43 protein-coding genes and 1 pseudogene are annotated in these 23,297 nt (G+C 31.5%); 11 read left to right on the forward strand and 33 right to left on the reverse strand.

Annotation, left to right across the window (positions count from 1 at the left end; all coding sequences use genetic code 11):
- Positions 1 to 4 precede the first annotated feature (4 nt).
- The 5 genes from CPIN17260_RS09530 to CPIN17260_RS04820 form a co-directional block, all read right to left on the reverse strand.
- On the reverse strand, positions 5 to 133 hold the full coding sequence (locus CPIN17260_RS09530; RefSeq protein ID WP_257787823.1) for a hypothetical protein: 129 nt from the start codon (positions 131 to 133) through the stop codon (positions 5 to 7).
- Positions 134 to 322: 189 nt separating this feature from the next.
- Positions 323 to 604, reverse strand: a complete 282-nt coding sequence (locus tag CPIN17260_RS04805; protein ID WP_078387694.1) for a hypothetical protein — start codon at positions 602 to 604, stop codon at positions 323 to 325.
- Between the two features lie 365 nt (positions 605 to 969).
- The gene (locus tag CPIN17260_RS04810) at positions 970 to 1,215 is read right to left on the reverse strand and encodes a hypothetical protein (RefSeq protein ID WP_078387695.1); all 246 of its coding nucleotides are present in this window, start codon (positions 1,213 to 1,215) and stop codon (positions 970 to 972) included.
- Positions 1,199 to 1,462 (reverse strand): hypothetical protein, encoded by a 264-nt coding sequence (locus CPIN17260_RS04815; RefSeq protein WP_078387696.1) that lies wholly within the window; start codon positions 1,460 to 1,462, stop codon positions 1,199 to 1,201. The genes CPIN17260_RS04810 and CPIN17260_RS04815 overlap by 17 nt, the downstream gene beginning before the upstream one ends.
- A 9-nt stretch (positions 1,463 to 1,471) precedes the next feature.
- Positions 1,472 to 1,657 (reverse strand): hypothetical protein, encoded by a 186-nt coding sequence (locus tag CPIN17260_RS04820; RefSeq protein WP_078387697.1) that lies wholly within the window; start codon positions 1,655 to 1,657, stop codon positions 1,472 to 1,474.
- 114 nt (positions 1,658 to 1,771) lie between these two features.
- On the opposite strand from CPIN17260_RS04820, the gene CPIN17260_RS04825 reads away from it, so the two are divergent.
- The 7 genes from CPIN17260_RS04825 to CPIN17260_RS04855 are packed head-to-tail and all read left to right on the forward strand — an operon-like array spanning position 1,772 to position 6,290.
- Positions 1,772 to 2,113, forward strand: coding sequence for a hypothetical protein (locus tag CPIN17260_RS04825; protein WP_078387698.1), 342 nt, complete (start codon positions 1,772 to 1,774; stop codon positions 2,111 to 2,113).
- Between the two features lie 5 nt (positions 2,114 to 2,118).
- Positions 2,119 to 2,421 carry a hypothetical protein gene (locus CPIN17260_RS04830; protein WP_099046655.1) on the forward strand — a complete coding sequence of 101 codons (303 nt, stop codon included), beginning with the start codon at positions 2,119 to 2,121 and terminating at the stop codon, positions 2,419 to 2,421.
- Positions 2,422 to 2,458: 37 nt separating this feature from the next.
- Positions 2,459 to 3,661: a hypothetical protein gene (locus CPIN17260_RS04835; protein WP_078440645.1), complete on the forward strand. Its 1,203-nt coding sequence runs from the start codon at positions 2,459 to 2,461 to the stop codon at positions 3,659 to 3,661.
- Positions 3,651 to 3,836 carry a hypothetical protein gene (locus tag CPIN17260_RS04840; protein WP_078387701.1) on the forward strand — a complete coding sequence of 62 codons (186 nt, stop codon included), beginning with the start codon at positions 3,651 to 3,653 and terminating at the stop codon, positions 3,834 to 3,836. The genes CPIN17260_RS04835 and CPIN17260_RS04840 overlap by 11 nt, the downstream gene beginning before the upstream one ends.
- Positions 3,826 to 4,365, forward strand: coding sequence for an ABC-three component system protein (locus CPIN17260_RS04845; protein ID WP_078440646.1), 540 nt, complete (start codon positions 3,826 to 3,828; stop codon positions 4,363 to 4,365). Before CPIN17260_RS04840 ends, CPIN17260_RS04845 begins: the two co-directional genes overlap by 11 nt.
- 6 nt (positions 4,366 to 4,371) lie before the next feature.
- Entirely contained in the window at positions 4,372 to 4,596 is a 225-nt protein-coding gene (locus CPIN17260_RS04850; protein WP_078440647.1) for an ABC-three component system middle component 6, read from the forward strand.
- Positions 4,587 to 6,290, forward strand: coding sequence for an AAA family ATPase (locus tag CPIN17260_RS04855; RefSeq protein WP_078440648.1), 1,704 nt, complete (start codon positions 4,587 to 4,589; stop codon positions 6,288 to 6,290). Before CPIN17260_RS04850 ends, CPIN17260_RS04855 begins: the two co-directional genes overlap by 10 nt.
- 87 nt (positions 6,291 to 6,377) lie before the next feature.
- Here the strand turns inward: CPIN17260_RS04855 and CPIN17260_RS04860 are convergent, their stop codons facing one another.
- A complete protein-coding gene (locus CPIN17260_RS04860; protein WP_078387705.1) occupies positions 6,378 to 6,587 on the reverse strand; it encodes a hypothetical protein in 210 nt (69 codons plus the stop codon).
- Between the two features lie 107 nt (positions 6,588 to 6,694).
- Between CPIN17260_RS04860 and CPIN17260_RS04865 the strand changes: the two genes are divergently transcribed.
- Together CPIN17260_RS04865 and CPIN17260_RS04870 are read left to right on the forward strand one after the other, a co-directional pair.
- The gene (locus CPIN17260_RS04865) at positions 6,695 to 6,994 is read left to right on the forward strand and encodes a type II toxin-antitoxin system RelE/ParE family toxin (protein WP_078440649.1); all 300 of its coding nucleotides are present in this window, start codon (positions 6,695 to 6,697) and stop codon (positions 6,992 to 6,994) included.
- Positions 6,987 to 7,271, forward strand: coding sequence for an addiction module antidote protein (locus CPIN17260_RS04870; RefSeq protein ID WP_078387707.1), 285 nt, complete (start codon positions 6,987 to 6,989; stop codon positions 7,269 to 7,271). Before CPIN17260_RS04865 ends, CPIN17260_RS04870 begins: the two co-directional genes overlap by 8 nt.
- A gap of 2 nt (positions 7,272 to 7,273) precedes the next feature.
- On the opposite strand, the gene CPIN17260_RS04875 is transcribed toward CPIN17260_RS04870, so the two are convergent.
- Positions 7,274 to 8,200, reverse strand: a complete 927-nt coding sequence (locus CPIN17260_RS04875; protein ID WP_078440650.1) for a phage tail tape measure protein — start codon at positions 8,198 to 8,200, stop codon at positions 7,274 to 7,276.
- Here CPIN17260_RS04875 and CPIN17260_RS04880 point away from each other — a divergent pair.
- Positions 8,199 to 8,465: a hypothetical protein gene (locus CPIN17260_RS04880; protein WP_078387709.1), complete on the forward strand. Its 267-nt coding sequence runs from the start codon at positions 8,199 to 8,201 to the stop codon at positions 8,463 to 8,465. The two genes, CPIN17260_RS04875 and CPIN17260_RS04880, sit on opposite strands and share 2 nt — an antisense overlap.
- Before the next feature lie 152 nt (positions 8,466 to 8,617).
- Here the strand turns inward: CPIN17260_RS04880 and CPIN17260_RS04885 are convergent, their stop codons facing one another.
- On the reverse strand, positions 8,618 to 9,700 hold the full coding sequence (locus tag CPIN17260_RS04885) for a phage tail tape measure protein (RefSeq protein WP_078387710.1): 1,083 nt from the start codon (positions 9,698 to 9,700) through the stop codon (positions 8,618 to 8,620).
- 76 nt (positions 9,701 to 9,776) lie between these two features.
- Between CPIN17260_RS04885 and CPIN17260_RS04890 the strand changes: the two genes are divergently transcribed.
- Entirely contained in the window at positions 9,777 to 9,959 is a 183-nt protein-coding gene (locus tag CPIN17260_RS04890; protein WP_078387711.1) for a hypothetical protein, read from the forward strand.
- 104 nt (positions 9,960 to 10,063) lie between these two features.
- Here the strand turns inward: CPIN17260_RS04890 and CPIN17260_RS04895 are convergent, their stop codons facing one another.
- From CPIN17260_RS04895 to CPIN17260_RS05000, 25 genes and pseudogenes are all read right to left on the reverse strand, one after another.
- Complete coding sequence (locus tag CPIN17260_RS04895) at positions 10,064 to 10,327, reverse strand: hypothetical protein (protein WP_078415519.1); 264 nt, start codon at positions 10,325 to 10,327, stop codon at positions 10,064 to 10,066.
- 70 nt (positions 10,328 to 10,397) lie between these two features.
- Entirely contained in the window at positions 10,398 to 10,892 is a 495-nt protein-coding gene (locus CPIN17260_RS04900) for a phage major tail tube protein (protein WP_078440651.1), read from the reverse strand.
- Between the two features lie 4 nt (positions 10,893 to 10,896).
- Positions 10,897 to 11,145 carry a hypothetical protein gene (locus tag CPIN17260_RS04905; RefSeq protein ID WP_078440652.1) on the reverse strand — a complete coding sequence of 83 codons (249 nt, stop codon included), beginning with the start codon at positions 11,143 to 11,145 and terminating at the stop codon, positions 10,897 to 10,899.
- A gap of 2 nt (positions 11,146 to 11,147) precedes the next feature.
- On the reverse strand, positions 11,148 to 11,384 hold the full coding sequence (locus CPIN17260_RS04910; protein ID WP_078440653.1) for a hypothetical protein: 237 nt from the start codon (positions 11,382 to 11,384) through the stop codon (positions 11,148 to 11,150).
- A gap of 2 nt (positions 11,385 to 11,386) precedes the next feature.
- Entirely contained in the window at positions 11,387 to 12,268 is an 882-nt protein-coding gene (locus CPIN17260_RS04915) for a phage tail sheath protein (protein ID WP_226996904.1), read from the reverse strand.
- Positions 12,186 to 12,497, reverse strand: coding sequence for a hypothetical protein (locus CPIN17260_RS09385; RefSeq protein WP_226996906.1), 312 nt, complete (start codon positions 12,495 to 12,497; stop codon positions 12,186 to 12,188). The genes CPIN17260_RS04915 and CPIN17260_RS09385 overlap by 83 nt, the downstream gene beginning before the upstream one ends.
- 127 nt (positions 12,498 to 12,624) lie before the next feature.
- Positions 12,625 to 12,816: pseudogene (locus CPIN17260_RS09670) on the reverse strand (DUF5675 family protein); the annotation flags it as partial.
- Positions 12,817 to 12,920: 104 nt separating this feature from the next.
- Positions 12,921 to 13,238 carry a phage holin family protein gene (locus CPIN17260_RS04920; RefSeq protein ID WP_078387716.1) on the reverse strand — a complete coding sequence of 106 codons (318 nt, stop codon included), beginning with the start codon at positions 13,236 to 13,238 and terminating at the stop codon, positions 12,921 to 12,923.
- Positions 13,231 to 13,491 (reverse strand): hypothetical protein, encoded by a 261-nt coding sequence (locus tag CPIN17260_RS04925; RefSeq protein WP_069637482.1) that lies wholly within the window; start codon positions 13,489 to 13,491, stop codon positions 13,231 to 13,233. The genes CPIN17260_RS04920 and CPIN17260_RS04925 overlap by 8 nt, the downstream gene beginning before the upstream one ends.
- Positions 13,491 to 13,826 (reverse strand): hypothetical protein, encoded by a 336-nt coding sequence (locus tag CPIN17260_RS04930; protein ID WP_078440654.1) that lies wholly within the window; start codon positions 13,824 to 13,826, stop codon positions 13,491 to 13,493. The genes CPIN17260_RS04925 and CPIN17260_RS04930 overlap by 1 nt, the downstream gene beginning before the upstream one ends.
- Positions 13,823 to 14,191 carry a DUF1353 domain-containing protein gene (locus CPIN17260_RS04935; protein ID WP_078440655.1) on the reverse strand — a complete coding sequence of 123 codons (369 nt, stop codon included), beginning with the start codon at positions 14,189 to 14,191 and terminating at the stop codon, positions 13,823 to 13,825. The genes CPIN17260_RS04930 and CPIN17260_RS04935 overlap by 4 nt, the downstream gene beginning before the upstream one ends.
- Positions 14,192 to 14,193: 2 nt before the next feature.
- Positions 14,194 to 14,805 carry a hypothetical protein gene (locus CPIN17260_RS04940; RefSeq protein ID WP_078387719.1) on the reverse strand — a complete coding sequence of 204 codons (612 nt, stop codon included), beginning with the start codon at positions 14,803 to 14,805 and terminating at the stop codon, positions 14,194 to 14,196.
- Positions 14,806 to 14,820: 15 nt separating this feature from the next.
- Complete coding sequence (locus CPIN17260_RS04945; RefSeq protein ID WP_078387720.1) at positions 14,821 to 15,447, reverse strand: phage tail protein; 627 nt, start codon at positions 15,445 to 15,447, stop codon at positions 14,821 to 14,823.
- A gap of 221 nt (positions 15,448 to 15,668) precedes the next feature.
- Positions 15,669 to 16,343, reverse strand: a complete 675-nt coding sequence (locus tag CPIN17260_RS04950) for a phage tail protein (RefSeq protein WP_078440656.1) — start codon at positions 16,341 to 16,343, stop codon at positions 15,669 to 15,671.
- Entirely contained in the window at positions 16,340 to 16,816 is a 477-nt protein-coding gene (locus CPIN17260_RS04955) for a phage tail protein (protein ID WP_078387722.1), read from the reverse strand. The genes CPIN17260_RS04950 and CPIN17260_RS04955 overlap by 4 nt, the downstream gene beginning before the upstream one ends.
- A 5-nt stretch (positions 16,817 to 16,821) precedes the next feature.
- Positions 16,822 to 16,953 (reverse strand): hypothetical protein, encoded by a 132-nt coding sequence (locus CPIN17260_RS09535; protein ID WP_257617163.1) that lies wholly within the window; start codon positions 16,951 to 16,953, stop codon positions 16,822 to 16,824.
- On the reverse strand, positions 16,931 to 17,986 hold the full coding sequence (locus CPIN17260_RS04960; protein WP_078387723.1) for a baseplate J/gp47 family protein: 1,056 nt from the start codon (positions 17,984 to 17,986) through the stop codon (positions 16,931 to 16,933). The genes CPIN17260_RS09535 and CPIN17260_RS04960 overlap by 23 nt, the downstream gene beginning before the upstream one ends.
- Positions 17,983 to 18,273, reverse strand: a complete 291-nt coding sequence (locus tag CPIN17260_RS04965) for a GPW/gp25 family protein (protein ID WP_157887335.1) — start codon at positions 18,271 to 18,273, stop codon at positions 17,983 to 17,985. The genes CPIN17260_RS04960 and CPIN17260_RS04965 overlap by 4 nt, the downstream gene beginning before the upstream one ends.
- A 69-nt stretch (positions 18,274 to 18,342) precedes the next feature.
- Positions 18,343 to 18,840 carry a phage baseplate assembly protein V gene (locus CPIN17260_RS04970; RefSeq protein ID WP_078440657.1) on the reverse strand — a complete coding sequence of 166 codons (498 nt, stop codon included), beginning with the start codon at positions 18,838 to 18,840 and terminating at the stop codon, positions 18,343 to 18,345.
- Between the two features lies 1 nt (position 18,841).
- Entirely contained in the window at positions 18,842 to 19,288 is a 447-nt protein-coding gene (locus CPIN17260_RS04975; protein WP_078387726.1) for a hypothetical protein, read from the reverse strand.
- Positions 19,289 to 19,290: 2 nt separating this feature from the next.
- A complete protein-coding gene (locus CPIN17260_RS04980; RefSeq protein WP_078440658.1) occupies positions 19,291 to 19,587 on the reverse strand; it encodes a hypothetical protein in 297 nt (98 codons plus the stop codon).
- Positions 19,588 to 19,592: 5 nt separating this feature from the next.
- The gene (locus CPIN17260_RS04985; RefSeq protein WP_078440659.1) at positions 19,593 to 19,850 is read right to left on the reverse strand and encodes a hypothetical protein; all 258 of its coding nucleotides are present in this window, start codon (positions 19,848 to 19,850) and stop codon (positions 19,593 to 19,595) included.
- Between the two features lie 21 nt (positions 19,851 to 19,871).
- On the reverse strand, positions 19,872 to 21,623 hold the full coding sequence (locus tag CPIN17260_RS04990; RefSeq protein WP_078440660.1) for a phage major capsid protein: 1,752 nt from the start codon (positions 21,621 to 21,623) through the stop codon (positions 19,872 to 19,874).
- The gene (locus CPIN17260_RS04995; RefSeq protein WP_078440661.1) at positions 21,616 to 23,031 is read right to left on the reverse strand and encodes a phage portal protein; all 1,416 of its coding nucleotides are present in this window, start codon (positions 23,029 to 23,031) and stop codon (positions 21,616 to 21,618) included. Before CPIN17260_RS04995 ends, CPIN17260_RS04990 begins: the two co-directional genes overlap by 8 nt.
- Positions 23,031 to 23,258: a hypothetical protein gene (locus CPIN17260_RS05000; protein WP_078440662.1), complete on the reverse strand. Its 228-nt coding sequence runs from the start codon at positions 23,256 to 23,258 to the stop codon at positions 23,031 to 23,033. The genes CPIN17260_RS04995 and CPIN17260_RS05000 overlap by 1 nt, the downstream gene beginning before the upstream one ends.
- Between the last annotated feature and the right edge of the window lie 39 nt (positions 23,259 to 23,297).

The following is a 23,297-nucleotide window of genomic DNA, read 5'->3' on the forward strand; positions in this document are numbered from 1 at the left end:
TTAGTTATAAACTATTTGGCGTAAAGGAAAAACGCCTTAAAACTCTTAAAACTCTTAAAACTTTTAAACTTGATGAGTTTTGATAAGCTCGCTCTTCATCTAAAATATCAACCTCAAGCAAAATCTTATACACGCCCCAATCAAAACCTTTTAAACCTATGGCTTTGATTTGTTTTTTTTAAATTCTTTGACATCGTTTATCCTTTTTTTCAACTGTCAACCATTAGTTTACAGTTCCTTAAATTCACTCTTTAAGCCCCTTTGTTTTTTAGAACCACCACGCAGGCAAGAAAGGGTTTAAACAGTGAAGCCTAAGCTTCACTTAATTTGTTCTAAAAATTCTATACATTGAATTATTTAACTTATCCCCCACATTATCGTATGTACTATCATCCATATAAGGTTGTAAAACTTCAAGAGCAAATGAAGCTTCTAACCTAGCCTCATAATCTTCAATATCTTTTAGTAACTGCTCTGCCTTTAATTTATAATCAGTTAAATATTTGGGTCTATCACCGTACATATTTATACTGTTTACAAGACTATTAGCAGCTTGCAATAAATTCTCAGCCGCCACTTTAATTTTGGTTTTCTTAAAATCCATCTTATCTCCTTCTTATGGTTGTAAACTATTAGATGACAACCACTTATAAATTTCACTCTTTAAACCCCTTTGAGTTATAATATTTTCGCCACAAACCAAACCCAAAGAAGTCAAAACAAATAAACAACACAAACATAAGAAAGCCACTTATAGATTTTAAAAATCACCTACAAGAAGCCACAGATGACACTAGATACCACATGGCAAACATTGATGCCTATTTAAGAGTTTTATCAATAATAAAACTACACGAAACAGGCTTTTATACCAAAGAGCAATTACAGGCTTTTATACCAAAGAGCAATTAGAAGAAGACATCTTAAAAGTCTTTGATAACAGAGCCATATTAATGGAGCAAATAGATATTAACAAACGTAAAAGAGGGTTAATATCAATAAGCCCGAAAGAGCTACTAAAATATCTATCTTTATTGGCGAAAAAACTTCTGGATATTCCTTTTGTAATAGCGTCTTTATATATTTTTCAAAATCTATAAAAGGCAAAGGAGATGTTAAAACATCTCTAGCCATACGATTTATCTTTATAGCGTTTGCTGACATCTTGACTACTTTGTTATTATCCCTTTTTCTACACTTACGCTTTGACCTCATCACTTACCCTTTCTCTACAACGACTTTCCCGAAATTGAGCTAGATAGCCTTGCTGATTGGCAGATACTAGCTCGTGATAACAAAGCCTAAGCTCATCTATTCTTTTGCGTGAGATGATCATATAGCCATAGCTATTTATCATCTCAATAACCTCATACCCAAACATTACCTCTATCTCTTCAAGTAGCAGAGCCCTGCTTATCTTTGGCTCATCTACTTTTGAGCTAATCCAATTTATCTGTGTCATATTCTCTCCCTAATTTTCTACTTTTAAAAAACCATCTTGTTTTAAAACATTTTCTATATTTGTATATTCGCTTTTGCCGTTTTGTGCTATTGTGTAGATAGCTCTTCTTAAACTTTTATAGTTGATGTTTCGTTCTTTGGCGTATGATTTAACGCTTTTGTATTGTTTTCTTATTTCTTTCGTTATGTCTATCATTTGTGATATAATCCTTTTAATATTTTTGTTGTGTGGCATTATACTCATAAAATCTGAATATATCAAGAGAAAAATGAGTAAAATATGAATTTTATTAGTAAAAAGGTGAGTATTATGAGTAATAACATTGATGATGATTTTAAAAAATTATATGCGTATTATGGTGTAGAAAACGATAATCAGCTATCTTTGAAGCTTGGGTATAAAAGTAATTCTGCTATATCAAATTGGAGAAAAGAGAATAAAATTCCTGACAAATACTCATTTATTATTAGTACTAATATAGGCAACAACAATATATCTGTTAGTGGCAACGATAATAAAATCACAACGACTGATAATTATTCTGACAAATTTAAAGAATTTTTAAATCTTTATGAAAAATATGGAAATGATGCTGTTTTAGAAAGCTTTATAAAAAAATTAAAAACTATAAAAGAAATATCAGAGGATTAATATGATTGACTTGTTATCTAACTATATCAACACTTATTGTATCGATCGTGTTTTTAATTGCGTTGTTTGTATATCATATTAAAACACAAAGAGATGAAAATCGTAGAATTTACCTAGCACGAAGACGAGAAGAAGTAAGCAGGATTAGTGATGGAGTAGCCGATGGAATACTTACAATTTTTACAAATGAAGCATTTTTACAATCCTTAAAAGATGGTGCATATATACAGATAAATATAAATGTTGATGGTTCACGCAATATTATTATTGCTGGTGATAAAAACACTCTAACACATAAAATAGAGTAGGCAAAGTCTTAAAGTGTATAATATAAAAGGATAATATATGAATATACAAGTATTAACAAATAATAATATAACTATCAAATACGATGAAAACAAAAAATACACAATTAACAATTTAGATAAACATCAAAGCTTTAACGAGTTTGACTTTAATGTTATAGATTTAGATAACAGTGAAATTTGGCTATATGACGATAAACAAAAAACTCTTTGTGTTACGGTAAATTTTTTTACAATTCTACCGAATATCTTACATAATACTAAAAATAAAGTTTTATTAATACTCCCACAAAATCAAAAAGTAACAAATTATAAGTATGATACAGAAGTCAAAGACACATTAAAAGATATTGAAAATTATATAAACGGTGCAATCAAAATAAATACAAAAATAGAATATGATAGAAGTAAAACTATTATAAACAAAAGAGAATTTTCATCTGATTTTGTAATGAAAAATTATTATAATCAAAATGTTGATGTTATATTGAAATCTTTAGGTGGCAATGATGTTCTAATAAGACACAAAAGCAATAATAATATATTTATAACAACCCTCAAAATAGATAAAAACAACATATCAGAAATAATTGATTTTTTACAATGTAGTTTTAACAAATCAGAATCTCCTGTGTGGATTAAAGATATCGAACTTTTTAACGATAAAAGCTTAATCTTAAAAAAAGAAGAGTTAGAAAATAATATAAAGAGTATTCAACAAAATATAGATAAAAATAATGCAATAAGATCTATACTTTATTCAACTGGTGATGAGCTAGTAGTTGCTATTATAGATATATTACACGATATATTTAGTGTAGATAAAAATTTTAATGATGTAAAAAAAGAGGATTTTAGATTTGAGTTTAAAGATTTTACATTTATGATAGAAATCAAAGGCATCAAAGACAATGTAAGCAATAAAAATATAGCTCAATGTAAAAAATTCGTATCAGATCTTATATCTTCCAATGAAAATATAAATCCTTCCAATATAAAAGGAATACTAATCATAAATTCACAAAGAGATAAATCTCCACTTGATAGAGATAATATCCACGAACAACAAATATCTTATGCAAAAAGAGAGAATATACTAATAATAACTATATTTGAATTTCTTAAGCTATATGATGCTTATAAGAAAAATAAGATTGATACAAATAAATGCTTTGAAATTTTTAGAGATGTGGTTGGAGAATTTAAACTTGAAAATGTAAAGGATTTAAAAAATGATACATGAAATAGTTACGAACGATATGTTTTTGTTTATAAGTGGTATATGTAGTGTAATTGGTTTGGTGTTATCTTTATTTGCTACTATAAAAGTTATTAAGATAAATAATAGCATGAATATCAAAAGCCAAAACATAACAGCAAATAACAACAGTAATGCGGCTGGTAGAGATGTTAGATAAAAGCCAAAACATAACAGCAAATAACAACAGTAATGCGGCTGGTAGAGATATAAACCATATCAATATCTTCTTATGTGCCGAGGCTAATTCAAAAGCAGAGTCAAGCATACAAAAGATACTACTAAAAATATCAGATTTTACAACAGATGTAGAATATGAGAAGCCTGATACAAAAGATTACACAATAGAAAAGAAGATAGAATACAACGAACTTACAAATTATAAAAAATTTTTTGATGAATATATGGAAAACTATAATATAGTAGCAGAAAAGATTAAAATTATAAGTGAAACAGATCCGGCATTTGAAAGCAAAATGATTAAATATATGAGAAATATATACATGGAAAACAATGATGATAAAGCAAATGCAAATGAAATTTTAGATAAAATCATAAAAGATATAAAATATGATCTTATTGATTCGGATTTAAATGCAGATGATAAAAGTTATATTATCCATGTAGTATTTTATGTATTTGCTAGGTGTAAAATTTTTGAAAAACCTCTTTTAGAATTTAAGGAATAAAAAAAGATGATAATAACTGAAAGATACCCGCAAAATAGTTTATATGTTTTAGGGGCTGAATTAATAAAAATATTAGAAAATGAAAAAGAATATACGATATTTGATTTATATAATTCTTTCAACAAACATCATAAAGTAAGCTTAAAATACTTTATTTTGACTATAGATTGGTTATTTTTGATAAATGTTGTAAATATTACAGAGAATGGGTTTATAAAAAAATGTTCTTAGATAAGTTGGAAATTACAGATAAATTTAATAATAATATTAGAACTATTACATTCAAAAAAGGGCTTAATCTAATAATAGGGTTAAGCGAAGAACAAGGTTCAACAAATAACATAGGCAAAACTACTCTTTTAAGATGTATAGATTTTTGCCTTGGCGGAGATATAAAACAAATTTATCAAGACAAAGAGTTTAAAAATACAAATAACGATATTTTTGAATTTCTAAAAAACAACACTCCAACATTTAAACTTACCATAAAAGATAGCTTAGAAAATCCAAATATCACTTATACTATACTTAGAAGTATATATTTTAAAAAAGAAAATATCAAAGCAGAAGATTACATATTTAAAAACAATAATGAAATAGAATTTGAAGAGTTTAAAACTAAACTAAAACAAATATTTTTTAATAATAGCTCTTTAAAACCTAGCTTTAGGCAACTTATACCAAAATTTATAAGAAAAAACGAAGAGCAACTATTAAATGTATTAAGATACCTATTTTCAAGCACATCTGACTCAGAATACGAAAAAATACATTTATCTTTATTTGGTTTTAGCGCCGACACTTTATTGGATAGAAAAAGCAAATTGGAAAAAACACTCAAAAAAACTGAAGATGAGTTAAAAATACTAAAACAAAAATTTAATCTTCAAGATTTAAAACAAATGCTGGAAATAGTAAAAAATAACATAGAAAAATTATCAAAACAAAGAGATGATTTTGAAATAGACTCAAAGTATCAAGCAGAAGAAGAAGAGTTAAAAAACATTCAGCTTAATTTAATGAAAATAGAAAATCATATAACAGATTTAAACCTAAAAATATCAATAAGCACAAAACAGCGTGACAATATAGAGAATGGTCTTTTTGCACAAGATACAAATACTCTAAAATTATTATACGAAGAGGTTAAATTTTACACAGAAAGTATGCATAAGAGCTTTGAAAATGTAGTAAATTTTCATAACAAAATGATTAAACACGAACTAGAATATACTATTAAAAAGATAGATAACTATAATAAAGATTTAAGTATTTTAGAAGAAAAAAGGGGGAAATATGCAGAAAAATACTCAAATATTCTTCAAAAACTATCAAAAACAGGGTCACTAGCAGAATATACTAAATTAAATCAACAATTAGAAGCTAACTCGGAAGAAAAAGGAAGATTAGAACAGCAAATAGACAATATACAAAAAACAGAAGAATACGAAAATAAGCTAAAAATTATATTTGAGAAAATAAAAGCAAAAATAGACACAAAAATGGATATTATTAACAACAATATCACAGATTTTAACTCTTTTTTTACATCATATTCGGATTTGTTATATGGGCAAAAATTCTTTTTATCATATGAAGACACACCAACAGTTAAAAAATTTTCTATAAAAGATATGAATGGTAATGAGGGTCATGGTAAAAAGCAAGTTATAATATCAGCTTTTGATTTAGCATATATAGATTTTGTAAATAAAATAAACAAGACATCCCCTAGATTTTCAGCAATAGATAAAGTTGAAATAGTAGATATTGAAAAACTTCAACAACTTTTTAATATCTCAAACAATATTAATGGGCAATTTATTATACCTATAATATACGATAAAATAGAAAGTATATATGAAGATTACAAAGCTAATGAAATTATAGCGTTATCACAGTCAAATAAATTTTTTAATTTTTAAAAAACTAATAAGCATCTTTTCTATCTGTAATTTTTAGAACGTATATTATTAGCTTATCATCTATCTTTTGATAGATAACCCTAATAGCTAATCATTTAGCTTTATAAGCTCATCTAAGCTATGCCATTTTTGTTTGTCTTTTGCTCTTTGCTCGGCTAGTTTTAGATCAAGTATATCAAAGTAATAATATAGTGCTTGCCTAACCGAAGCACTTTTACTCTCGCCTAGCTCTTTTGCTACACTTGCAAGCTCTTCATTTAAATCATTTGGTAGAGATACTGTTATATTACAGCTCATAAAGTGTCTTTTTTATTTATAATAATATAGTTTTATATATATTTTTGTCAATATTGATTATATTAATTTTATTGACAAATAAGTATCTTTTAGGATACAATTTATCCATGTATACAATAAAACAAACTGATTACTTTTCAAAATGGCTAATAAAGCTTAAAGATATAAGGGGCAAAGTTTCAATTTTGCGAAGAATTGAAAGAATAAAAGATGGTAACTTTGGAGATTGCAAATCAGTTGGTAACAATATAAGCGAACTAAGAATTACAACTGGTCCAGGATATAGAGTTTATTACACAAATAAAAACGATGAGATTATTATTTTATTAGTTGGCGGGGATAAATCAACTCAAAGTAATGATATTAAAAAAGCAAATGAAATTTTAAAGGATTTAGAAAATGAGTAAAACACAAATAACGGATTTTGATATATCTCAGTATTTAGACAATCAAGAAGTCATAGCAGAATATATATCTCAAATCTTAGCCGATGGTGATATGGATGAGTTACTAGACGCACTTGGCAATATAGCAAAAGCCAAAGGCATGAGCCAAATAGCAAAAGACACAGGGCTGGGCAGAGAAAGTTTATATAAAACCTTTCACAAAGGAAGTAAACCAAAGTTTGATACTATAATGAAACTTATATCTTCTTTTGGTTTAAAAATGCAAGTTAGCGCATAAGTCTAATCCGTAAAACTATACCTTTCACTTGCTACCGCAACGGCTACTGCTTCTGGTGTGGCTTGTGTGCCGTGCATGTGTATATCTATCTTTTTATTATCGTTTATTTGTCTTGTAGTGTTTTGAGTGTTGTTTGTATATTTGTCGCTTATGACTTTATCTATTGTGCCTTTAGTTGTTTGGTTGTTTTGATAATTATTGACTGTTGATTGTTGTGTTATTGCATTTGGCATTTGCGTGGTTAGTTGGGAGATGTCTATCGTTTTAAATTCATTACTATTTAGCTTTTTAATATCTTCATCATTGATACTAATACCGAGCTTTTCGCCTAGCCACTTACCTACGCTTGAGCTTGCTATTGTTTTAAAAATCCATTGTATAGATTTTATCACGATCTGCAAAGGGTAAGTTATAGCGTTAAAAACCATCACCAAAACATTACCGACCATTTTACCAACACTTGCAAAGCCTGATAAACTTTCTTTTGTGACTTCGCTTTGAGAAAACAAAGAGCTAAAAAAATCAGATATAAAACTAAATATTGGTTTTAGTGGTGCAAATGCTACAGATATGGTTTGTATTATCGGAGATAGGCCTTCTTTTAGTCCATCCCAAATGCCACCCAAAAAAGCCTTTATAGGTTCCCAATACTTATAAACCAAAAAAGCCGCAGTAGCTATTGCGGTAATGGTTAGGCCTATAGGGGTTGTAGTCAATGCTATAAGTGCTGTTTTTATCGCAGAAAATCCAGCCAAAAGCATTTTAAAAGGCGTTGCGACTAAAGAGATCAACGCACTACCAAAATTTTGTATAACGCCTTTAGCTCCGCCGACAGATAAAGCATATAGTTTAAAATACGCTATATTGTTTATTATGCTTTGTTTGATTTTATTTAATGATAATGTATTATTTGATAGGTGTTGTCTCATGTTTGATAAGCTTATATTACAATCGCCAACCGCCCCGCCAAGTTTTAAACAATCAAAAGGAAGTTTTATAAGCATTTGCCTATATCCATTTAAGCTTATCGTAGCTAATGCACCTACAAACTTTACGCCTAAAAAGGCAGTCTTTAAAGCGACTAAAGCCCCAACGCCAAGCCCTATAACTTTTATAAGCGATTCATTGTTTTGCGCGAACTCACTTATATTTTTGATAAAAGAGCTAACAACATCAAGGGCTTTATTTACATAAGGTAAAATATATTACCTATGCTTATACCCACAGCAGTAAAAGAGTTTTTAACCATCTGCAAAGAGTTGGCAGTCGTTGCACTTCTTGCTTTAAACTCTGCTTCATTTGAGCCTTTGAAATTATCTTTACTGCTTACTTCGTTTAGTGCTTTTTTATATATCTATACCACTTATAAGAGTAGCAATGTCGCTATCATAATTTAAGCCCATTATAGAAGTTAAGAGTGTTCCTCTTTTTTGTGGTTCTACCTTTTGCAAAGCACTAAGAAATTTAAGTATAGTCCCTTGCGCGTCTTTCTTCATAGCGTTTGAAAAGTCGTTTATATCTATCCCCATATCGCTAAACGCTTTTTGTGCTTTTGGTGTGGCTGATTTTATATTGTTTAGCTTTTTAAGTAGTGCTTCGCTTGCAGTTGCTGCTGTTTCTGGCGCCTTACCAAGTGCGATAAAAGAAGTAGCAAGTGCGGCGGTTTGTTCTTTGCTTATGCCTACTTGTTTACCTATGCCTGATATACGCTTCATTACTTCCACTATCTCGGAGGCTTTGGCGGCGTTTTTGTTTGATATGTGGTTTATCGCATCCATCATCTCGCCCGTTTCGTCTATGCTAAGAGATGGGATGTTTTTTATCTTCCCTATGCTGTCCCCTGCTTGTTCGGCGGTTATGTCAAAGGCTACTGCTGTTTTTGATGCAAGTTCAGTAAATTTAAATAACTCATCTTTTGCTATACCCATTTGAGCGCCTGCAGCGGTTACTTGTGATAAGCCTTCTGCGGTCATTGGTATAATTTGACTCATTTTTAAAAGCTTATTTAAAAATAGCTTTACTTCTTCGGGAGTGTCAAAATCAACTACCTTTTTAACATCAGCCATAGCACTTTCAAAATCTATAGCTGTTTTTATAGGGGCTTTTACTGCACTTATAGATGCAAAGGCTGCCAATGCTTCGCCTTTAAGGTTCATTATTTTCTTTGTTGCTTCATCTATATTGAGGCGTATTTTTGTAGATGTGGCTTTGATTAGGTCTTGCTTTAATTTGTCTAGCTTTTCTTTTACTTTTTGATCTGCTAGTGGGTTGGCCTTTAATTCTTGTAGCCCTTTTTTGTAAGCAGTCATTGCATCTTTTGTTACTTTGTTTAATTGATTGCTAAAACTTCTTGTTTCACGATTTACAACACTCATCGCCTTGTTAAAATCGCTTAAATCCATTCCAAAGGTTAATATAGGTTTTGCCATAAAAAAGCCTTATAATTATTTATTATGATACAATAACAAATAGTTAAGCTTAAAAAATACAATGGAGCTAATAGCAATGGATGATATTGTCGTAGCGTTTGCGAATCTTTTTGGTTGGGTTATGATGATTATTTTTATTATTCTTGTTTATATAGCGGCAGAGTGGATGGTAGCAACTTATGCATGGGTATGGATTATCCCCTTAGCAATTTTATATTTTATATTTAAGAAAAGAAAGGCCAATTCAAATTTGGATTAGCCTTGTTGATATATTGTAATATTCTACAAACTCATTAAAATCTAAGTTCATAATATCACTATATGTAAAATGTAGGCAATGCCCTATAAGAGCAATGCCCTCTGTTAGTTTTTTATGTCTATGCCTATAAACTCACTTATATTTTTAGCAAGGTTCGCCCATTCATTAATCGGCAAACTTCCTAAAAATTCCTTGTCAAGTTCTCCATCACTCATTTCTATAAGCATAAGTTTTATTTGTTCTATGTCATCACTTGTTCTTTTTTGGATGTTTTGCATTTGTGCTAAAGTTGGCGATTTTAAAATTACTGTTTGGCCGTCTGAAAAAGTATACTCTTTTTGTGGTAATTCTATTTTTTTAAGTCCCATTTTTTTACTCCTTGATTTTTTATATTTTTAAAGCGTCTTGTTTATAAGACGCTATAACCTCATCACTAATTTATGATATGTTTTTTCTTATAGTGGCGTATAAATCATCGCCATTTACAGAATATACTTTGTTTTCTATATCATAAACCAATACAGCTTTTTTATCTACTTCGTATTTAACTATATAACAATTCATTTCAATTGTCATATTCGCCTCTTTATTCATTTCAAACTTTGGCGTTTCTAGTATTTTTACGCTACCGGTAAAAGTAGCTATTATTGATACTTCTGTTCCTTCGCTTCCTGTGTTGTTTGATTTGATATAAACCTTTTGATGTTGTTTTGTGTTAAGTAGTGAAAAATATACATCACTTACGTTATTTACAGTAAATTTAGCTGATAGCGGTTTTAGCGTTGGTAATACTAGCTCATATTTGCCAACTTCTGAATTCGCTTCTAGTGTCTCATGCTCGAATTTTGGTGCTTCAAAATCTACCAACTCGCCAAAACAACCTACCCCATCAATAAAAAGGTTTCCGCCTGTTATTGCTTGTGCTTTTAACATTTTCTTACTCCTTTATGTTTTCATTACCAAGTGTTTTTAGCTCATCTTCATACTCTTTTATTTTTAAAAAAGTATTGCTTAACAATATACTTTTATTTTTATAGTTTTTAGTTAGTTCATCCCATACGCTAGGTAAAAACTTTTTATTTAAAGATGACACTATAGCCTCTTTTAGTTCGGCTAAGGCTTCTTTTGTTTTGGCGGCTATCTCTTTTTGTTCTACTATTCGCCCCATTAGTTCATATTTATTCATTTTTAAAGCTCCTCTGTATCGTTTAATTGTTCTTGCAAATCTTTTATCTCTTTTTGTTTTGATTTGATTGTTTCATCTGCTGTTTTTAAGCTTTCTAAATATCCAAAAAGCAAATTAAAATTTAAAGGCTCATTCAAAGAGCCTACAAGATCATTTTTCATTTTGTTTTTTAAATTTTGTGCTTTTGTTACCTCTTCTCTTGCTTCGTATATGCTGCCTTTAAGTTCAAGTCTATTCATTTTTAAAGCTCCTCGATTAGAACTTGTGAGTATTCTGTAACCCTGTAAATTCTATTTGTTATGTTTTTGATTAGTGGCATCTCTTGCACTTTGTGTTGTATGTAGATTTTACCTTCGCTTATGGTTTCGTTTGTGTTTAGCTCAAGTGGGATACTTACCTCAAAACCAACCGCAACGTTATTAGCTACAAGTCTACGATAAAAAGCTTCTAAGCTATCTACTACATTTTTAAGCACATCACGCATTCTTTTATCTATAGCTCTTTTTTGTGCTTCAAATATGGTTTCTATGGCAGTGTAAAATATAACATATGTATGTAAGCTAGAAAAGTCTTCATCTCTTGTTTCGCCTCCCCACGCGCGAATTCCATCATCTACAAAAGCTACAGTAATGCCCTCACCTCTTAGTCTATCAGCCTCACAATCAACGCCTTGGATATATTCAACTGTATCAACTAATCCTGTAATATCTGGTATTACTCTGTTTGAGTATGTTTGTGAAAACCCATACTCGGTTTTAGCCATCACTTTGGCGTAAAGAGCTAGTAAAAACATACTCATAGGTCTTACTGTTTTATCTACTCTAGCTACTTTTTGATAAGTGATTATCGCCATTTTTGTTTGTAGTGTTGTTACTGCAGATTTTGCGGTGGTTTCGTTTGTTGCATTTATTTCAATAGTATATACCGCCCTCAGATACTCGGCTACTTGTTTAAGTTTTTCATATACTCCGTTATCGTTATATTCAGGGGCAGCTATAAATTTCGGTTTTGTCATTACTATGCTTTGAGCTTTTTTAAGCTCATCTACTGCGTTTATGCAAGATGTTAAATTTGCTTGTTTTTTTTGTTTCTTCGTCCTCTTCTGTGCTTGGTGCAAAAACATTTAATACCACTTGTGTGTGTATCCCACACGCCTTTAAATCATCAAGTGCATTTTTTACACTTCCGCGCTCTACTTTAGCAATCGCATCATTAACTGAACTATATACATATAACCCCGCTGCTAATGTGCTATCATCACCAACTATCGCTATTGGTCTTTGATTGTTGATCTCGTATGGGTTTAGTGAGCCGTTATAAAGCTCTACATTAACGCCGTATTTGCTAGGCATTATATCTCCTTTTTTTAAAATTGATTTATTATCTTTACTTCAAAATTATCGTAATTTATAAGTTCAAGCAATTTACTTAAAGTTGCCACAGAATTATAAATTCCTTTGTTGTCGCTTCTATTCCCCACTAAAAACACCCCTCAGCGTCTTGCGGGAAGTTGCCGTTATGGATCAAAATGTATCTAACTTTTTTAACTTTATCGTTAAACAAAAGCGGTAATCTTCTTTTAAAACGCGGGCTTCTGTAAAATATCGCTTTATAGTCTCCTGCTGGTATTCTTTTGTCTTGATTTGGAGTTTCGCAGTCCTCGCCTTTTGGTTCTAATGTTACGCCTTACAAAAGCGATAGGTTTGCGTCTTTTAACTCAAATCTTCCGATTGTTCCATCATGAATATTTTTAAATCTATGTATGTATAATGTTTTCATTCACTCCCTTTATTCGTTGTTTTTGTCTCTATGAATTTATCAACTATGCTATTTATCCACTCAGCACCTCTCCAAGCGACAAACCCACCAACGGCCAAAGATAATCTTTCATGGTCTGTAAAATAGTATGATATTTCATAAGCAATCCAACAAAAAAACATACTAGATATTGCACCTGTAAAGAAGTTGGCTATCTTTCTTGTATTTGTCTTATCTTCACTATACTTATCATTTAAAAATCCAGCCACAAGACCAATAATTGCTATCCAAAGCAAATAACTATTTTTTTCAAAAAATATTAAGATATCATTCATCTATACATTCCTTTAAAAGTATTTCTATTTGTTTATAGTATTTAGATAGCTCTTTTGCTGTCTGTGGATTTTTTTCATCAAACGCTGGTTTATTTGGTAGCTCTACTTTACATTTCACTGGCACGTATACATCTTTATATTCTGTTTTTACTATCACTTGCTTATCAGCACAACCTGCTAAGATAATCAAAAAAACAACTACAAAGATATAAAATACAAACTTACAATTTCTGTTTTTAGTTTCTGTTTTCATCACGAAAGCTCCTTAAAAAGTTGCTCATAGTATTTTAGTTTTACATTACACTTGCTATTTGCTTTTGGTGTTGTTATCTTTTTAAATTTATCATCAAGTTTTATAAGCTCATTATTTAGTTTTTCTTTATCTACTCTTAGAATTTTTAGCTTCTCATTTTGAAGTTTTATTTTAGAGTTACAGTCACTAAGGTTTGAGATATAAAGCTCATTTGTTATCTTGCTCGTGTTTAGTCTGTATCTCAGTTCATCTATTTTATTATTTAAATGATTTATCCATAAAAAGCAAACAACTATAAGGGAGTAAGAGATATAATTAATATAATCTTTGATCATTGTTTATACCTTAGTTTGTGATACGCTCTACAGCTATAATAAAACAGCCTAGACTTAAATTTATTCACACTCAAAGTTAAAAGAGCTTTTAGAAGCATGTCATCGGCGTACTTAAAGTTTACATTTTTAAGTATGTTATCTTTGACAGTGCTATCAGCTACATCACATAAGTAATCGTGTATTACAATGGCTGATAAATATTCAGGTGCGTTTGGCGGAAACAAAGACCACAATAAGCGTGGTATATTTGCACCATTGGTTTTGTAGCCTTTTGGTACTTTTATATAACCAAAGATAAAGTCCTCAGCAAGTTCAAACTTATCCTTGCTAAACGGTTTAACGATTACACGTTTTATGTTTTGCATGTTTAATTACTCTCTTTTGGTAATTCAAGATCTGGTAAGTCTTGTAAAAGTTCATCAATCTTTATTGTATTAGGGTCTTGATTTCCTTTTTCCGCTAAAAATATATACCACTTTTTCCACACCTTCGCACGCCACTTACCAAAAGCTTCGCCCTCTTCTTTAAACTCGTTTTCATACCCAGCATAGCTGCAAGCTGATACAATATTATCGTATCCGTGACTTTGTGCTTCCTTATCTAAATGAGCTTGCACTCTGTCTTTAAATTCTTGTATAAGCTTTTCTTTTGTGATAGGGCTTTTTACCCATTTTTTACCGTCCCAGAAGCTATCATCAAAAGGCTCTAACTCTGTATATTCCCCATCATCAAAATCAAGCGTATCTACCACAATGCTTTGCTGTGTTTTTGTGTGATAAAATGTTTTATCTCTTAGATCCCTTTTATAAACCCACTCGTTATTTATAAAGCAAATCGCAAACCCTGATTTTGCTTTTAGTGGTTTTATGTCAGTTGCATTTGCTGGTATTAAATATACGTTTTCTTCTAGTGAGCTAAGCTCTGCTTCACTTTCATTTAAAAACTCTTTTGTTATAGCATCGTAATTATAAATTTTCATCACTCATCCTTTTATTTAATATTTAATCAACCAATAAATTGCAAAGTTTTGTGGTCTATTCTCGTTTGCTGTTGCGACTACTCTTGAAACGTCAAAGGATGCAGTAGAACCCCATGAATCTTCATTTCCGCTTTTGAGAGCAGCGCTCCAGCTTTTATCATATGCAAACACTCCGCTAACTTCATTCTTTTCATAAGACCCTCGTCGAACAAGAGATATTTTCCCTTGAATATTTCTAATAGCATCGCCTTGTTTTGTGCCAAGTGCTGCAGCATTACCACCAACGCCACGCAGAAACATCCCCCTAAAATCAGGAAGGTTGAAATTACTTCCACTACCACCGTAGGTAGTGCCTATTGCTGAGTAAAGTTTTGAGTAGGTAGACTTACTTAAACTAGCGCCATTACATTCTAAAAAGCCAGATGGCTTATTTGATATGTTCCCTGCAAATGCTATGATTGTACCTGGTGGAACTCCATCATTATCAGATTTTTGAACATATCTATTGTCGCTTTCTGATTTGTTATAAACATTTATTGCGTTTAAAAAGTTTGATATGTTTGATTTAAATATAAGTCCATCACTGTTCATGTAAGCAATATACGAACTTGAGTTCATCCCGCTATCGCTACTTTTTGTCATTTGAAACTGATAAGCTTTTAGATTTGAACTACTGTTGTATTTTGCTATTTTGTTAGATGATGGGGTATCTGTTGCATCTGTTTTTTAATATAACTATTGTCGCTTTCGTTCTTAGTGTAACTTCTGCTTGTATCGGCTTTGTTGTTTACAGTTGATGCCAAGTTATCTATTAGTCTTTTTAGCTCTTTGCCTTGATTAGCTGATAAAGCATTAGCAGTACTTTATGATGTTAATGAATTAGTCACAGCACTTTTAAGTAGAAAGTTTGACTTTTCATCGTTAAATGTTGATGTGTTTAGCTTGTCATTAAGTTCACTCTTTTTAGCATATTTATTATCGCTTTGGCTTTTGGTATAAGCATCTATTGTATCTGTTTTTTTAAGATATCTTTGTTCGGCATCATCTTTTTTTAAAAACAACTCATCTGTTTTTGTTTTTGTGTAGTGTGATGCATTTACCCACTTTCTCGTAGCTAGCACTGTATTATTATCAACTACTAAGTTTATTAAGTTTGTATTTGATACCTGAATTTTAAAGCTTATTGTTATATCTTTTGCGCTACCTTCATCAAGTAGTGGCTTATAACTTTCAGCAACTTTTGCGATTGCAAATAAACTTCCATCATCGCAAAAAATACCTGCCTCACGTATATAAAAGCCTCCTATGTTTGCATTTATAACGCCTTCAACTTCAAGTATATGGCTATCTTGTGCGTTTATAGTTATAGCATTTATAGAAAATCTATGTTTTTCGTTTTGTAATGCGGTCATATCTTGGTTTATTTCGCCTTGGCCGTCCCCAACTGCCATATGGGAAAGCTGTATAGTGCCGTTATTAGATGATGCTTGTATTAATTTGCTAAGTCCCACATTTGTTATCATCGTGCTTTGACTCATTCAAGCTCTCCTTTTAAATTTATAGTTTGTGTGCTTATGATTTCGGCTAGTTTTGTGTAAGAGCCTATGAAGTAATTATTATTTGTACTTATATTTTTTATTTGTGCGGGATATATAACAATGTCTTCAGATATACTTGTAAAAGATGCGGCATTTATATTTGTGTTTATGCCTACTTTTATGCTAGCCCCATCAAACACTGAACGCACATTTTTATAAGTGTTTGCTATCTCGTCTACTTTTGTAAGCTCATCAAAATTAACGCCGTTTTTACTGCTGTCAAGTTCTATCTTGAAATGATAAGGTTCGCCGTCATACTCATACCAATTTGATATTTTAGTATCTGCATATAATCCTCTTAGCGCTTTTTCTATAGCATTAAAAGTACCCTCGTTAAAATAAGTTTTAATTTGCTCTTTTAATAGTTCTTTTGTTTCTTCTAAGCTTCTGCTTTTTGGTTCTACATCAAACATATCAGCTAAAAAAGCACGATTAGTATCATTCTGATTATAAAAAATCTATCATCAAATATCAAATACTCATCTAGCTTATTTTGTATTACCTCATCAATGCGAAACAAAACATCACTATACGCCCTTAAATCGAGCATAGTTAGCCTTTGTAATCTGCAAATCGTTAAGTATTAATATACTATCTCTATCGGCTTTCGGTATTTGGGTGCTTATCTCGATTGCTCTTGTGTTATCATCAAATGCTACTTCTATAAGCTTTGAAGTGTGAGGTGTTTGTGCTATCTCAAGTGTTTTAAAAAACTCTCTTATTCTAAAATCTATATTTTTGACAACTTCGTTAAACATAAAATCTTGCGTTACTTTTACTTGTATTGTTAAATCAAGACTTATTTTTGTGGCGGGTTTAATCTTTACCTTATCGGTGAGCGGTATTTTATCTTTTAATGCTTCTGTTATTTTAAGCTTTGCGGTATCTTCGTCATAGTCTGAAAAATAAACTATTTGCACTACTCCAGCACTTAGGTTATATACATTTGCTTTGCTGATACCTTCAACGCTTAAAACATAAAATAGATAGCTCTTTGCACTCCCCGCCGTACTAAAACGATGCATAGCAAGTAAAAAGCGTTTCCTTAGTTCGTCGTCATTCTCTCTTGCCTTAAACCCACTAAAAGGCGATGACATTGTTACGCTTTTAACATAGATGTTTTTATTTTCAATTATGGTAGTTTCGTAGTTTTCTTTAAAATACTCTGTTGCTTCTATTTTGACTATTTTACTATCTTGTATATCTGTACTTTCTAGCAAATAAGCAAAATGCCCTTTGCCATCTGTGAATTTTGTTCCTTTTGGTAAAAAAGTAGCAGAACTTACAGTAATTTCAACTTGTGCTATAGGTCTTACTTCTTCATTACGCTTAATGCCTATAAGTGAGACTAGCTCGTCTAAATACTCGCCTGTGCTAAAACTTAGATAATTATTTGCTATTTTTATGTTGATTAGCTCAAAGAAGTTATTTAATCTAAACAAAAATATATCTATAAGCGTCATATAATCATCGCCTACAAGAGGAACATAATCAAGCTTATTACTTTTTGTTTTAAACTCTTCGATTATGCTTTGGCGTTCTTTTTCGATGTCTAATGGTTTTATAAATTTTGGAGTTCTCATATTTCCAACCTTAGAGTGTTTGTAAGTTCGGAGTCTTTAACGCTATATCTTATTTTTATATCTAGCTTATTGTCTATGCCTACATCAATATCAATAGCTAAATCTTTCGCTCTTGGTTCATACTCTTTTATTTGAGTTTTTAGCTCTTGCTTGATTTGTAATAATCTACTTAGCGTGATTTGTTTATCAATGTATTTATCAAGCCCAAAAGTTGGGCGTAGCGTTTTAGTTAGCTTAGTTGTTTTTGCTATGCGCGCTATGTTTTCATCTATTGATATTTGATACACACTTTGCCTTTTTTTGTTTATTTGGGCTTATATTAGCAAAGTGCTTTTTTGTTTTTATACAAGGGATTTTTAGCGTGGTAGGCTTGTTCCTCCGTCTGTATCTCTATGACTATGTGTAGTTAAATTACCCCTGCTATCTGTTATCTCCCCGCTTATTTTTATACTTCCTTGTTGCGTTATATTGCCTATTATTTTTATATTGCCTTTAATTGTTAAATTATCACATGCTAAATTTATAAGTTTAGGTGATTTTATCTCAAGTGTTGAGTTTGAAGTATCATAGCTTATTATCGTTCCGTCTTCGTACTCTGTTATCTCTTTTGTTTGGCTTACACCTAATGGCTCTTTACATTTTGTGTTAAAGATAGCACCTATGGCATATTTAAGCCCGTTGTCTCTTAGCTGATGCACTATAACTTGTTCGCCTATGCGTGGGGGCGAGAATGAACGTTTAAAAGAGTTAGCAAATTGCACGTAAGGTATCATTTTTGTTTTTGTGCCTAAGTAATCAACCCTCACAAGGCTTTTATCTTCGCTAATTTCACAAATACTGCCTATAAACTGCATTTTACAAGCTCCAAAGTTCGGTTTGATAAGTAAATGTTACTTTTAATTCTGTCGCTACATAATCTTTATCTAATACTTGAATTGTAGACCTATTAATTGCGTTTAATATTTTTGTATTAAATTTAGAATTAAAGCTCTTCATTTTATGTAAAACTTCTTTTACAAGTTCATCGTTTTTTGTGTATGATGTATCTATTAAAATTATACTAACACTTAATGTATGCCTTATTGTTTCAAAACTTACAACATCTACATCATCATCACTATCTTTTATAACTATAAGCGGTAATGTTTCTTTGTCAAATACATAAATTTCAAATACCTCAATATTATAATTAAGTTCGCTAAGATGTTGTTTTAAACCGCTTATTATTTCGCTTCTTTGATTTTTTGGCGGTTGTTCTTGATGTGTGGGCTTAGTGATGTTTAATTCTCTTATCTCTTGCATTATTATAACTCTCTTAAAAATAATCGCTTTAAAACTTGGCTTTCTGTTATTAATTTTGTTATCTCGTATTCTACGCCTAAAATTTCTATAATATCTTTTAATTTTATATCTTCGTTGTTTTGTATCGTTACTAGGGCGGTTATCTCTGTCCCTACCGCCCCATTATCATATATGACTTTTGAGTATTTATTAAAATGGCATTTTCTTACGCTTTCATCTTTTTTAAGTGTAAAATCAATACTTGCACTTTGATTTATGATAGCTAGCATATCAGCTTTTACCATTTCAAGATTTATCATATTGATTACTTTTGCTTTTTAGCTCTTTGCTTTTTGTCTTGTGGCTCTGCATCTAACTGGTCCACCTCATCAAATTCGCCATTAATCAAATCATCGATTGAATTTTCTTGATTTTCTTCTTCGATTATTTCTTCAATAGCTTTTATTGTTTGGAGTCTTGCTATAAAGTTTCTATCAGTGCTTGGCGAAAACTCTACAGTCTCGCCTTCCTTATAGATTTTATCCATTATTCTTGTTGGGTATAAAACTTTAAATTTTCTCATTGATTGCCTTTCTTTTTTTTGTTATTCTGATGTCTTAGATACTGCGAATGATTTCTCACGTGCAAATTTAATATCTATATCATAAAATGCCTGCAACAACACATCCCCGCCCCTTTGCATTAAAGGCAATACTTCAAGCGAACCAAACGCACCTACATATATATCTTCAAAATTACCAAAAATCACATCGCCTGATTTTAAGTTGTTATTTTTAAAGTACTGATAGCCTTGCAAATCTGTATCGCCTACATCAATAAGCATTCTGTCTAAGCTTTCGCCACGTTTTGTAGCTCTTAGCTTGCTTATATCTGTGCCGTTTAAAAAGAATTTGGCGTGGTCTGTGTTAGCACCTGATGCGTCAAGCAAATCGCCAAATTTTAAAGTTAAATCAAGTGTTGGGGTTTTCATATAATTTTGCACTGTTGGTATCCCGCTAGTGTCAAATAAACCTTTTACGACGCTAACGCCATAAAGCATAGTAAGCTCTAGCTTTTTGCGTATAGCTTCTTTTAGCTTTTTAAATGCAAAGCTTTCAAGGTCAATAGCTGCCATATTTAGCATAGTTCTTGTTATAACTATGTTCGCGTTTAAAGTGTGCGGTGCTAGTTTGATGTTATCAAATGCTAGCTTTTCAGCGTCTCTTGTTCCGCCCTCTTCTACAAAATCAGCGGTAATGTTTGATGTATCTCTTGGAATTGTAACTGCTGCGTGAAGTCCTGTAAGCCACGTACAAAGTCCTAGAAGTTTGCTTTCTTGCTTTAATTGGTCCACTAATAAATCACTTCTGTATGATTGATTTACTATATCGCCTGTATTAGATGTTTTTGTGATTGTGTCGTTAAATTGTGCTATGAATTCATCGGGTAATGCGAATCTGCCGATTTCTTTGCCGCTGTTTTGCATTTCTCTTGATAGGTCTATGTTCCTATCAACTGCTGATCTTATGATTTTAGCAAGTGAAAAGTTTGCATCTTCTGTTTTATTTGTGATTATATTCACTTTTTTAACCTCACTTTGTGAATTTAATGCTGCCATTTCTTTAGAAAATTGTGCATAAGTCTTGCCTTCGCTTATAGCGTCTAGCCCTTCTTTTTCACGCCCCATTATTTTAGCTAGCTCTATTATGTTTGCTCTTTCTTCGTTTTGTGCTTGTCCTGCTTTGCTAAAAGTTTGCACTTCTTGCTCTGCTTGTAGTTTTTGTGTGTCTTGTGCTGATTCTTCTTGCAGCTTTTTGATTGCTTCTGGCATCTGCCCTCCTTGTTTAATTGATTTATTAAATTTTGATACTACTGCGTTTTTGTCTGCTCCTTGCCAAACCGCTGAAAGCTCTATAATCTCGCCTTCATAGATCTGGTAATGGTCTATTCCATCTATTTTGTCCATCTCCTTTACTTTATACTCGCCAAAACCAACACTGACAGAGTTAGAAAAGCCTGCCTTATATTTTGCGTAGGCTTCTTTTGACTCTCTTACCTCATCGTTAAACTGCACTTTGGCTTTTATCGTGCCGTTTTCAAATTTAACATCTACAATCTTGCCGATTGCGTTTTCAAATGTAGGGTTATGGTCTTTGTATAGTGTTTTTGCATTAAATTTAACATTTGATGTATCTACACTTAAATAGTATTCATCACCCCAAAAGCTCGTCCTTTTATGTAGATTGTCTTTTGATAAAGCTACAAAGCTTATAGTTTTGTTTTCATCATCAAAAGCAGTATCTTTTGCAAAAGAGATACTAAAGTTTTGCAACTCTTTTAAAAAATCTTTATTCATCATCGCTCCTTGAATTTTGTATATCTTCAATTTCTTTTAGTTTTTTTACGATTTCTTTTTCTTTTTCTTTTTCATCTATATAAGTATCATACTCGATACCTTTTTCACGTAAAACCTCAACGCGTGTTTTAAAACCACTTTCGATTGCTTTTGCATTTGCTGCAACTTCTTTGTTTGGGTCTATATACTCCCAGCCTTGAGGCTTAAAAGAAAAATGAGCTAAAATTAAGTTATAAGCGTTTGGTCTTATCTTGCCGTTTAAAAGCTCGATAAGCAGCCATTCTTTAAAAATCACGTTATGCATTTTTCTACGTATAAAGTTTTGTGTGCGTCTAAATCCTCTACGTTCCGACGTAGCACCTTGCCTAAGTGAGCTATAATTTACCTCCCTTAAATCACCAGTTAAGGTTGAGTAAGAAACGCCAAGAGAGCGGGCTATTTCTTGATTTGTGCTTTTTAGGTAAAACTCGATATTTGTAGGGTTGTGCGGGTCTATAAATTTTGGCTCGTATCCTTCATCTAGCACATTCATAGTCCCAACGCTTACAGTTTCTGGGGCTTGTGCTTCTTCACTTTCTAAAAACTCGCCTGTTTCTTCATCCCATCCTTTTAAGGCATCGCCTATCGCTCCATCATCTTTTCTTGTATAAAATCCTGTTGCTTCGGAGCTAAGTCTTGCACGATTCAATTCTGCTTTTTTAAATTTATCTTTTTGGTGTATGTCTAATATAGAGCTTGCAAGTTTTGAGTTACCTCTTACTTGTTTTGCAATGAGTGGTTTTTTAATATGTATTATGTCTTTTGCATCTATGCCTATGCGTTCGCGTTCAGAGTTTTTAACATAATATCTTATTGGGGTTATACTGTTTTTACTTGCTCTTTGTATGCCACATCTTATATTTAAAGCATCGTCGTTAAAATCGTTATCTATGTCGTCCGCATCGATTAGCTCTATTTTTAAGCTATCGCCCCTAACAATGCGGATAAATGCCTCGCCGTCGCGATAAAGTGCATTTAATACAAGCTCTTCGTAATCTTCAAAGTCGTATACTCCATGCAAGCAACAATTTTGCTCCCACTCATAGAAAGCGTTTTGTATAGTTGTGTTTAGTTTTCTGTTTTGAGTAGCAATGTCTAAAATAAATCCACTTTCACCTAAAATTTCAGAATCAAGCGTATCAAAAAAGCCACTTGCTAAGCTTACAGCAGTGCTTATGCTTCTTGCTTGATTTCTTAGTATTTTGTTGGCGTTATCAGGGTCTGTGTTTCTTATAAGTCTTGATAGCTCTGCTTTGTTTATCTCTGGTGCTTCAAGGCTTGGGTACCTAAAAAGTTTTATTTTTGGCTTTGGTTTAAAAAAGCCTGTTTTAGTTTTTGATGATTTAAAAAATGATTTAAATATATTCATTAAAAGCTATCTCCAAATATAAATTTAAAGCTTTTTTTCTGCTTTTGCATATCTGATATTATTAGCTTTTTTATACGTCTTAGTTCTTGTATGAGCTCCAGCGGTGAGCGTTTAACAATTCTTATATTGTCAATGTAGTATTCTTTTATCTCTATGCCGTTACCGAGATTTGATAACACATTATCTATAGCTTCATCTATTTTTTTAATTTTTTCCAGTGCTTCCATAACCAAAAAATTAACAAAAGCACTATTTATTTTTATACA

It is taken from the genome of Campylobacter pinnipediorum subsp. pinnipediorum, from assembly GCF_002021925.1.
Lineage (GTDB): Bacteria > Campylobacterota > Campylobacteria > Campylobacterales > Campylobacteraceae > Campylobacter_A > Campylobacter_A pinnipediorum.

Bases quoted from the DNA above. Each gene is read 5' to 3' on its own strand.
- CPIN17260_RS04820 (WP_078387697.1), bottom strand. From the start codon at position 1,657: ATGATAGACATAACGAAAGAAATAAGAAAACAATACAAAAGCGTTAAA.
- CPIN17260_RS04935 (WP_078440655.1), bottom strand. From the start codon at position 14,191: ATGCAAAACATAAAACGTGTAATCGTTAAACCGTTTAGCAAGGATAAG.
- CPIN17260_RS04905 (WP_078440652.1), bottom strand. From the start codon at position 11,145: ATGAATAAATATGAACTAATGGGGCGAATAGTAGAACAAAAAGAGATA.
- CPIN17260_RS04865 (WP_078440649.1), top strand. From the start codon at position 6,695: ATGTATACAATAAAACAAACTGATTACTTTTCAAAATGGCTAATAAAG.
- CPIN17260_RS04990 (WP_078440660.1), bottom strand. From the start codon at position 21,623: ATGAATAAAGATTTTTTAAAAGAGTTGCAAAACTTTAGTATCTCTTTT.
- CPIN17260_RS04925 (WP_069637482.1), bottom strand. From the start codon at position 13,491: ATGAAAACAGAAACTAAAAACAGAAATTGTAAGTTTGTATTTTATATC.
- CPIN17260_RS04910 (WP_078440653.1), bottom strand. From the start codon at position 11,384: ATGAATAGACTTGAACTTAAAGGCAGCATATACGAAGCAAGAGAAGAG.
- CPIN17260_RS04825 (WP_078387698.1), top strand. From the start codon at position 1,772: ATGAGTAATAACATTGATGATGATTTTAAAAAATTATATGCGTATTAT.
- CPIN17260_RS04920 (WP_078387716.1), bottom strand. From the start codon at position 13,238: ATGAATGATATCTTAATATTTTTTGAAAAAAATAGTTATTTGCTTTGG.
- CPIN17260_RS04875 (WP_078440650.1), bottom strand. From the start codon at position 8,200: ATGAGACAACACCTATCAAATAATACATTATCATTAAATAAAATCAAA.
- CPIN17260_RS04900 (WP_078440651.1), bottom strand. From the start codon at position 10,892: ATGTTAAAAGCACAAGCAATAACAGGCGGAAACCTTTTTATTGATGGG.
- CPIN17260_RS04975 (WP_078387726.1), bottom strand. From the start codon at position 19,288: ATGCAAGAGATAAGAGAATTAAACATCACTAAGCCCACACATCAAGAA.
- CPIN17260_RS09535 (WP_257617163.1), bottom strand. From the start codon at position 16,953: ATGCTCGATTTAAGGGCGTATAGTGATGTTTTGTTTCGCATTGATGAG.
- CPIN17260_RS04815 (WP_078387696.1), bottom strand. From the start codon at position 1,462: ATGACACAGATAAATTGGATTAGCTCAAAAGTAGATGAGCCAAAGATA.
- CPIN17260_RS04960 (WP_078387723.1), bottom strand. From the start codon at position 17,986: ATGAGAACTCCAAAATTTATAAAACCATTAGACATCGAAAAAGAACGC.
- CPIN17260_RS04945 (WP_078387720.1), bottom strand. From the start codon at position 15,447: ATGACAAAAAGTAGCGATAGCGGGATGAACTCAAGTTCGTATATTGCT.
- CPIN17260_RS09385 (WP_226996906.1), bottom strand. From the start codon at position 12,497: ATGCCTAGCAAATACGGCGTTAATGTAGAGCTTTATAACGGCTCACTA.
- CPIN17260_RS04895 (WP_078415519.1), bottom strand. From the start codon at position 10,327: ATGGGACTTAAAAAAATAGAATTACCACAAAAAGAGTATACTTTTTCA.
- CPIN17260_RS04805 (WP_078387694.1), bottom strand. From the start codon at position 604: ATGGATTTTAAGAAAACCAAAATTAAAGTGGCGGCTGAGAATTTATTG.
- CPIN17260_RS04940 (WP_078387719.1), bottom strand. From the start codon at position 14,805: ATGAAAATTTATAATTACGATGCTATAACAAAAGAGTTTTTAAATGAA.
- CPIN17260_RS04970 (WP_078440657.1), bottom strand. From the start codon at position 18,840: ATGCAGTTTATAGGCAGTATTTGTGAAATTAGCGAAGATAAAAGCCTT.
- CPIN17260_RS04850 (WP_078440647.1), top strand. From the start codon at position 4,372: ATGATAATAACTGAAAGATACCCGCAAAATAGTTTATATGTTTTAGGG.
- CPIN17260_RS04950 (WP_078440656.1), bottom strand. From the start codon at position 16,343: ATGAGTCAAAGCACGATGATAACAAATGTGGGACTTAGCAAATTAATA.
- CPIN17260_RS04860 (WP_078387705.1), bottom strand. From the start codon at position 6,587: ATGAGCTGTAATATAACAGTATCTCTACCAAATGATTTAAATGAAGAG.
- CPIN17260_RS04955 (WP_078387722.1), bottom strand. From the start codon at position 16,816: ATGTTTGATGTAGAACCAAAAAGCAGAAGCTTAGAAGAAACAAAAGAA.
- CPIN17260_RS04880 (WP_078387709.1), top strand. From the start codon at position 8,199: ATGTTTGATAAGCTTATATTACAATCGCCAACCGCCCCGCCAAGTTTT.
- CPIN17260_RS04835 (WP_078440645.1), top strand. From the start codon at position 2,459: ATGAATATACAAGTATTAACAAATAATAATATAACTATCAAATACGAT.
- CPIN17260_RS04995 (WP_078440661.1), bottom strand. From the start codon at position 23,031: ATGAATATATTTAAATCATTTTTTAAATCATCAAAAACTAAAACAGGC.
- CPIN17260_RS04885 (WP_078387710.1), bottom strand. From the start codon at position 9,700: ATGGCAAAACCTATATTAACCTTTGGAATGGATTTAAGCGATTTTAAC.
- CPIN17260_RS04980 (WP_078440658.1), bottom strand. From the start codon at position 19,587: ATGATAAATCTTGAAATGGTAAAAGCTGATATGCTAGCTATCATAAAT.
- CPIN17260_RS04890 (WP_078387711.1), top strand. From the start codon at position 9,777: ATGGATGATATTGTCGTAGCGTTTGCGAATCTTTTTGGTTGGGTTATG.
- CPIN17260_RS04915 (WP_226996904.1), bottom strand. From the start codon at position 12,268: ATGTTTTTGCACCAAGCACAGAAGAGGACGAAGAAACAAAAAAAACAA.
- CPIN17260_RS04855 (WP_078440648.1), top strand. From the start codon at position 4,587: ATGTTCTTAGATAAGTTGGAAATTACAGATAAATTTAATAATAATATT.
- CPIN17260_RS04810 (WP_078387695.1), bottom strand. From the start codon at position 1,215: ATGAGGTCAAAGCGTAAGTGTAGAAAAAGGGATAATAACAAAGTAGTC.
- CPIN17260_RS04845 (WP_078440646.1), top strand. From the start codon at position 3,826: ATGTTAGATAAAAGCCAAAACATAACAGCAAATAACAACAGTAATGCG.
- CPIN17260_RS05000 (WP_078440662.1), bottom strand. From the start codon at position 23,258: ATGGAAGCACTGGAAAAAATTAAAAAAATAGATGAAGCTATAGATAAT.
- CPIN17260_RS04870 (WP_078387707.1), top strand. From the start codon at position 6,987: ATGAGTAAAACACAAATAACGGATTTTGATATATCTCAGTATTTAGAC.
- CPIN17260_RS04840 (WP_078387701.1), top strand. From the start codon at position 3,651: ATGATACATGAAATAGTTACGAACGATATGTTTTTGTTTATAAGTGGT.
- CPIN17260_RS04930 (WP_078440654.1), bottom strand. From the start codon at position 13,826: ATGATCAAAGATTATATTAATTATATCTCTTACTCCCTTATAGTTGTT.
- CPIN17260_RS04985 (WP_078440659.1), bottom strand. From the start codon at position 19,850: ATGAGAAAATTTAAAGTTTTATACCCAACAAGAATAATGGATAAAATC.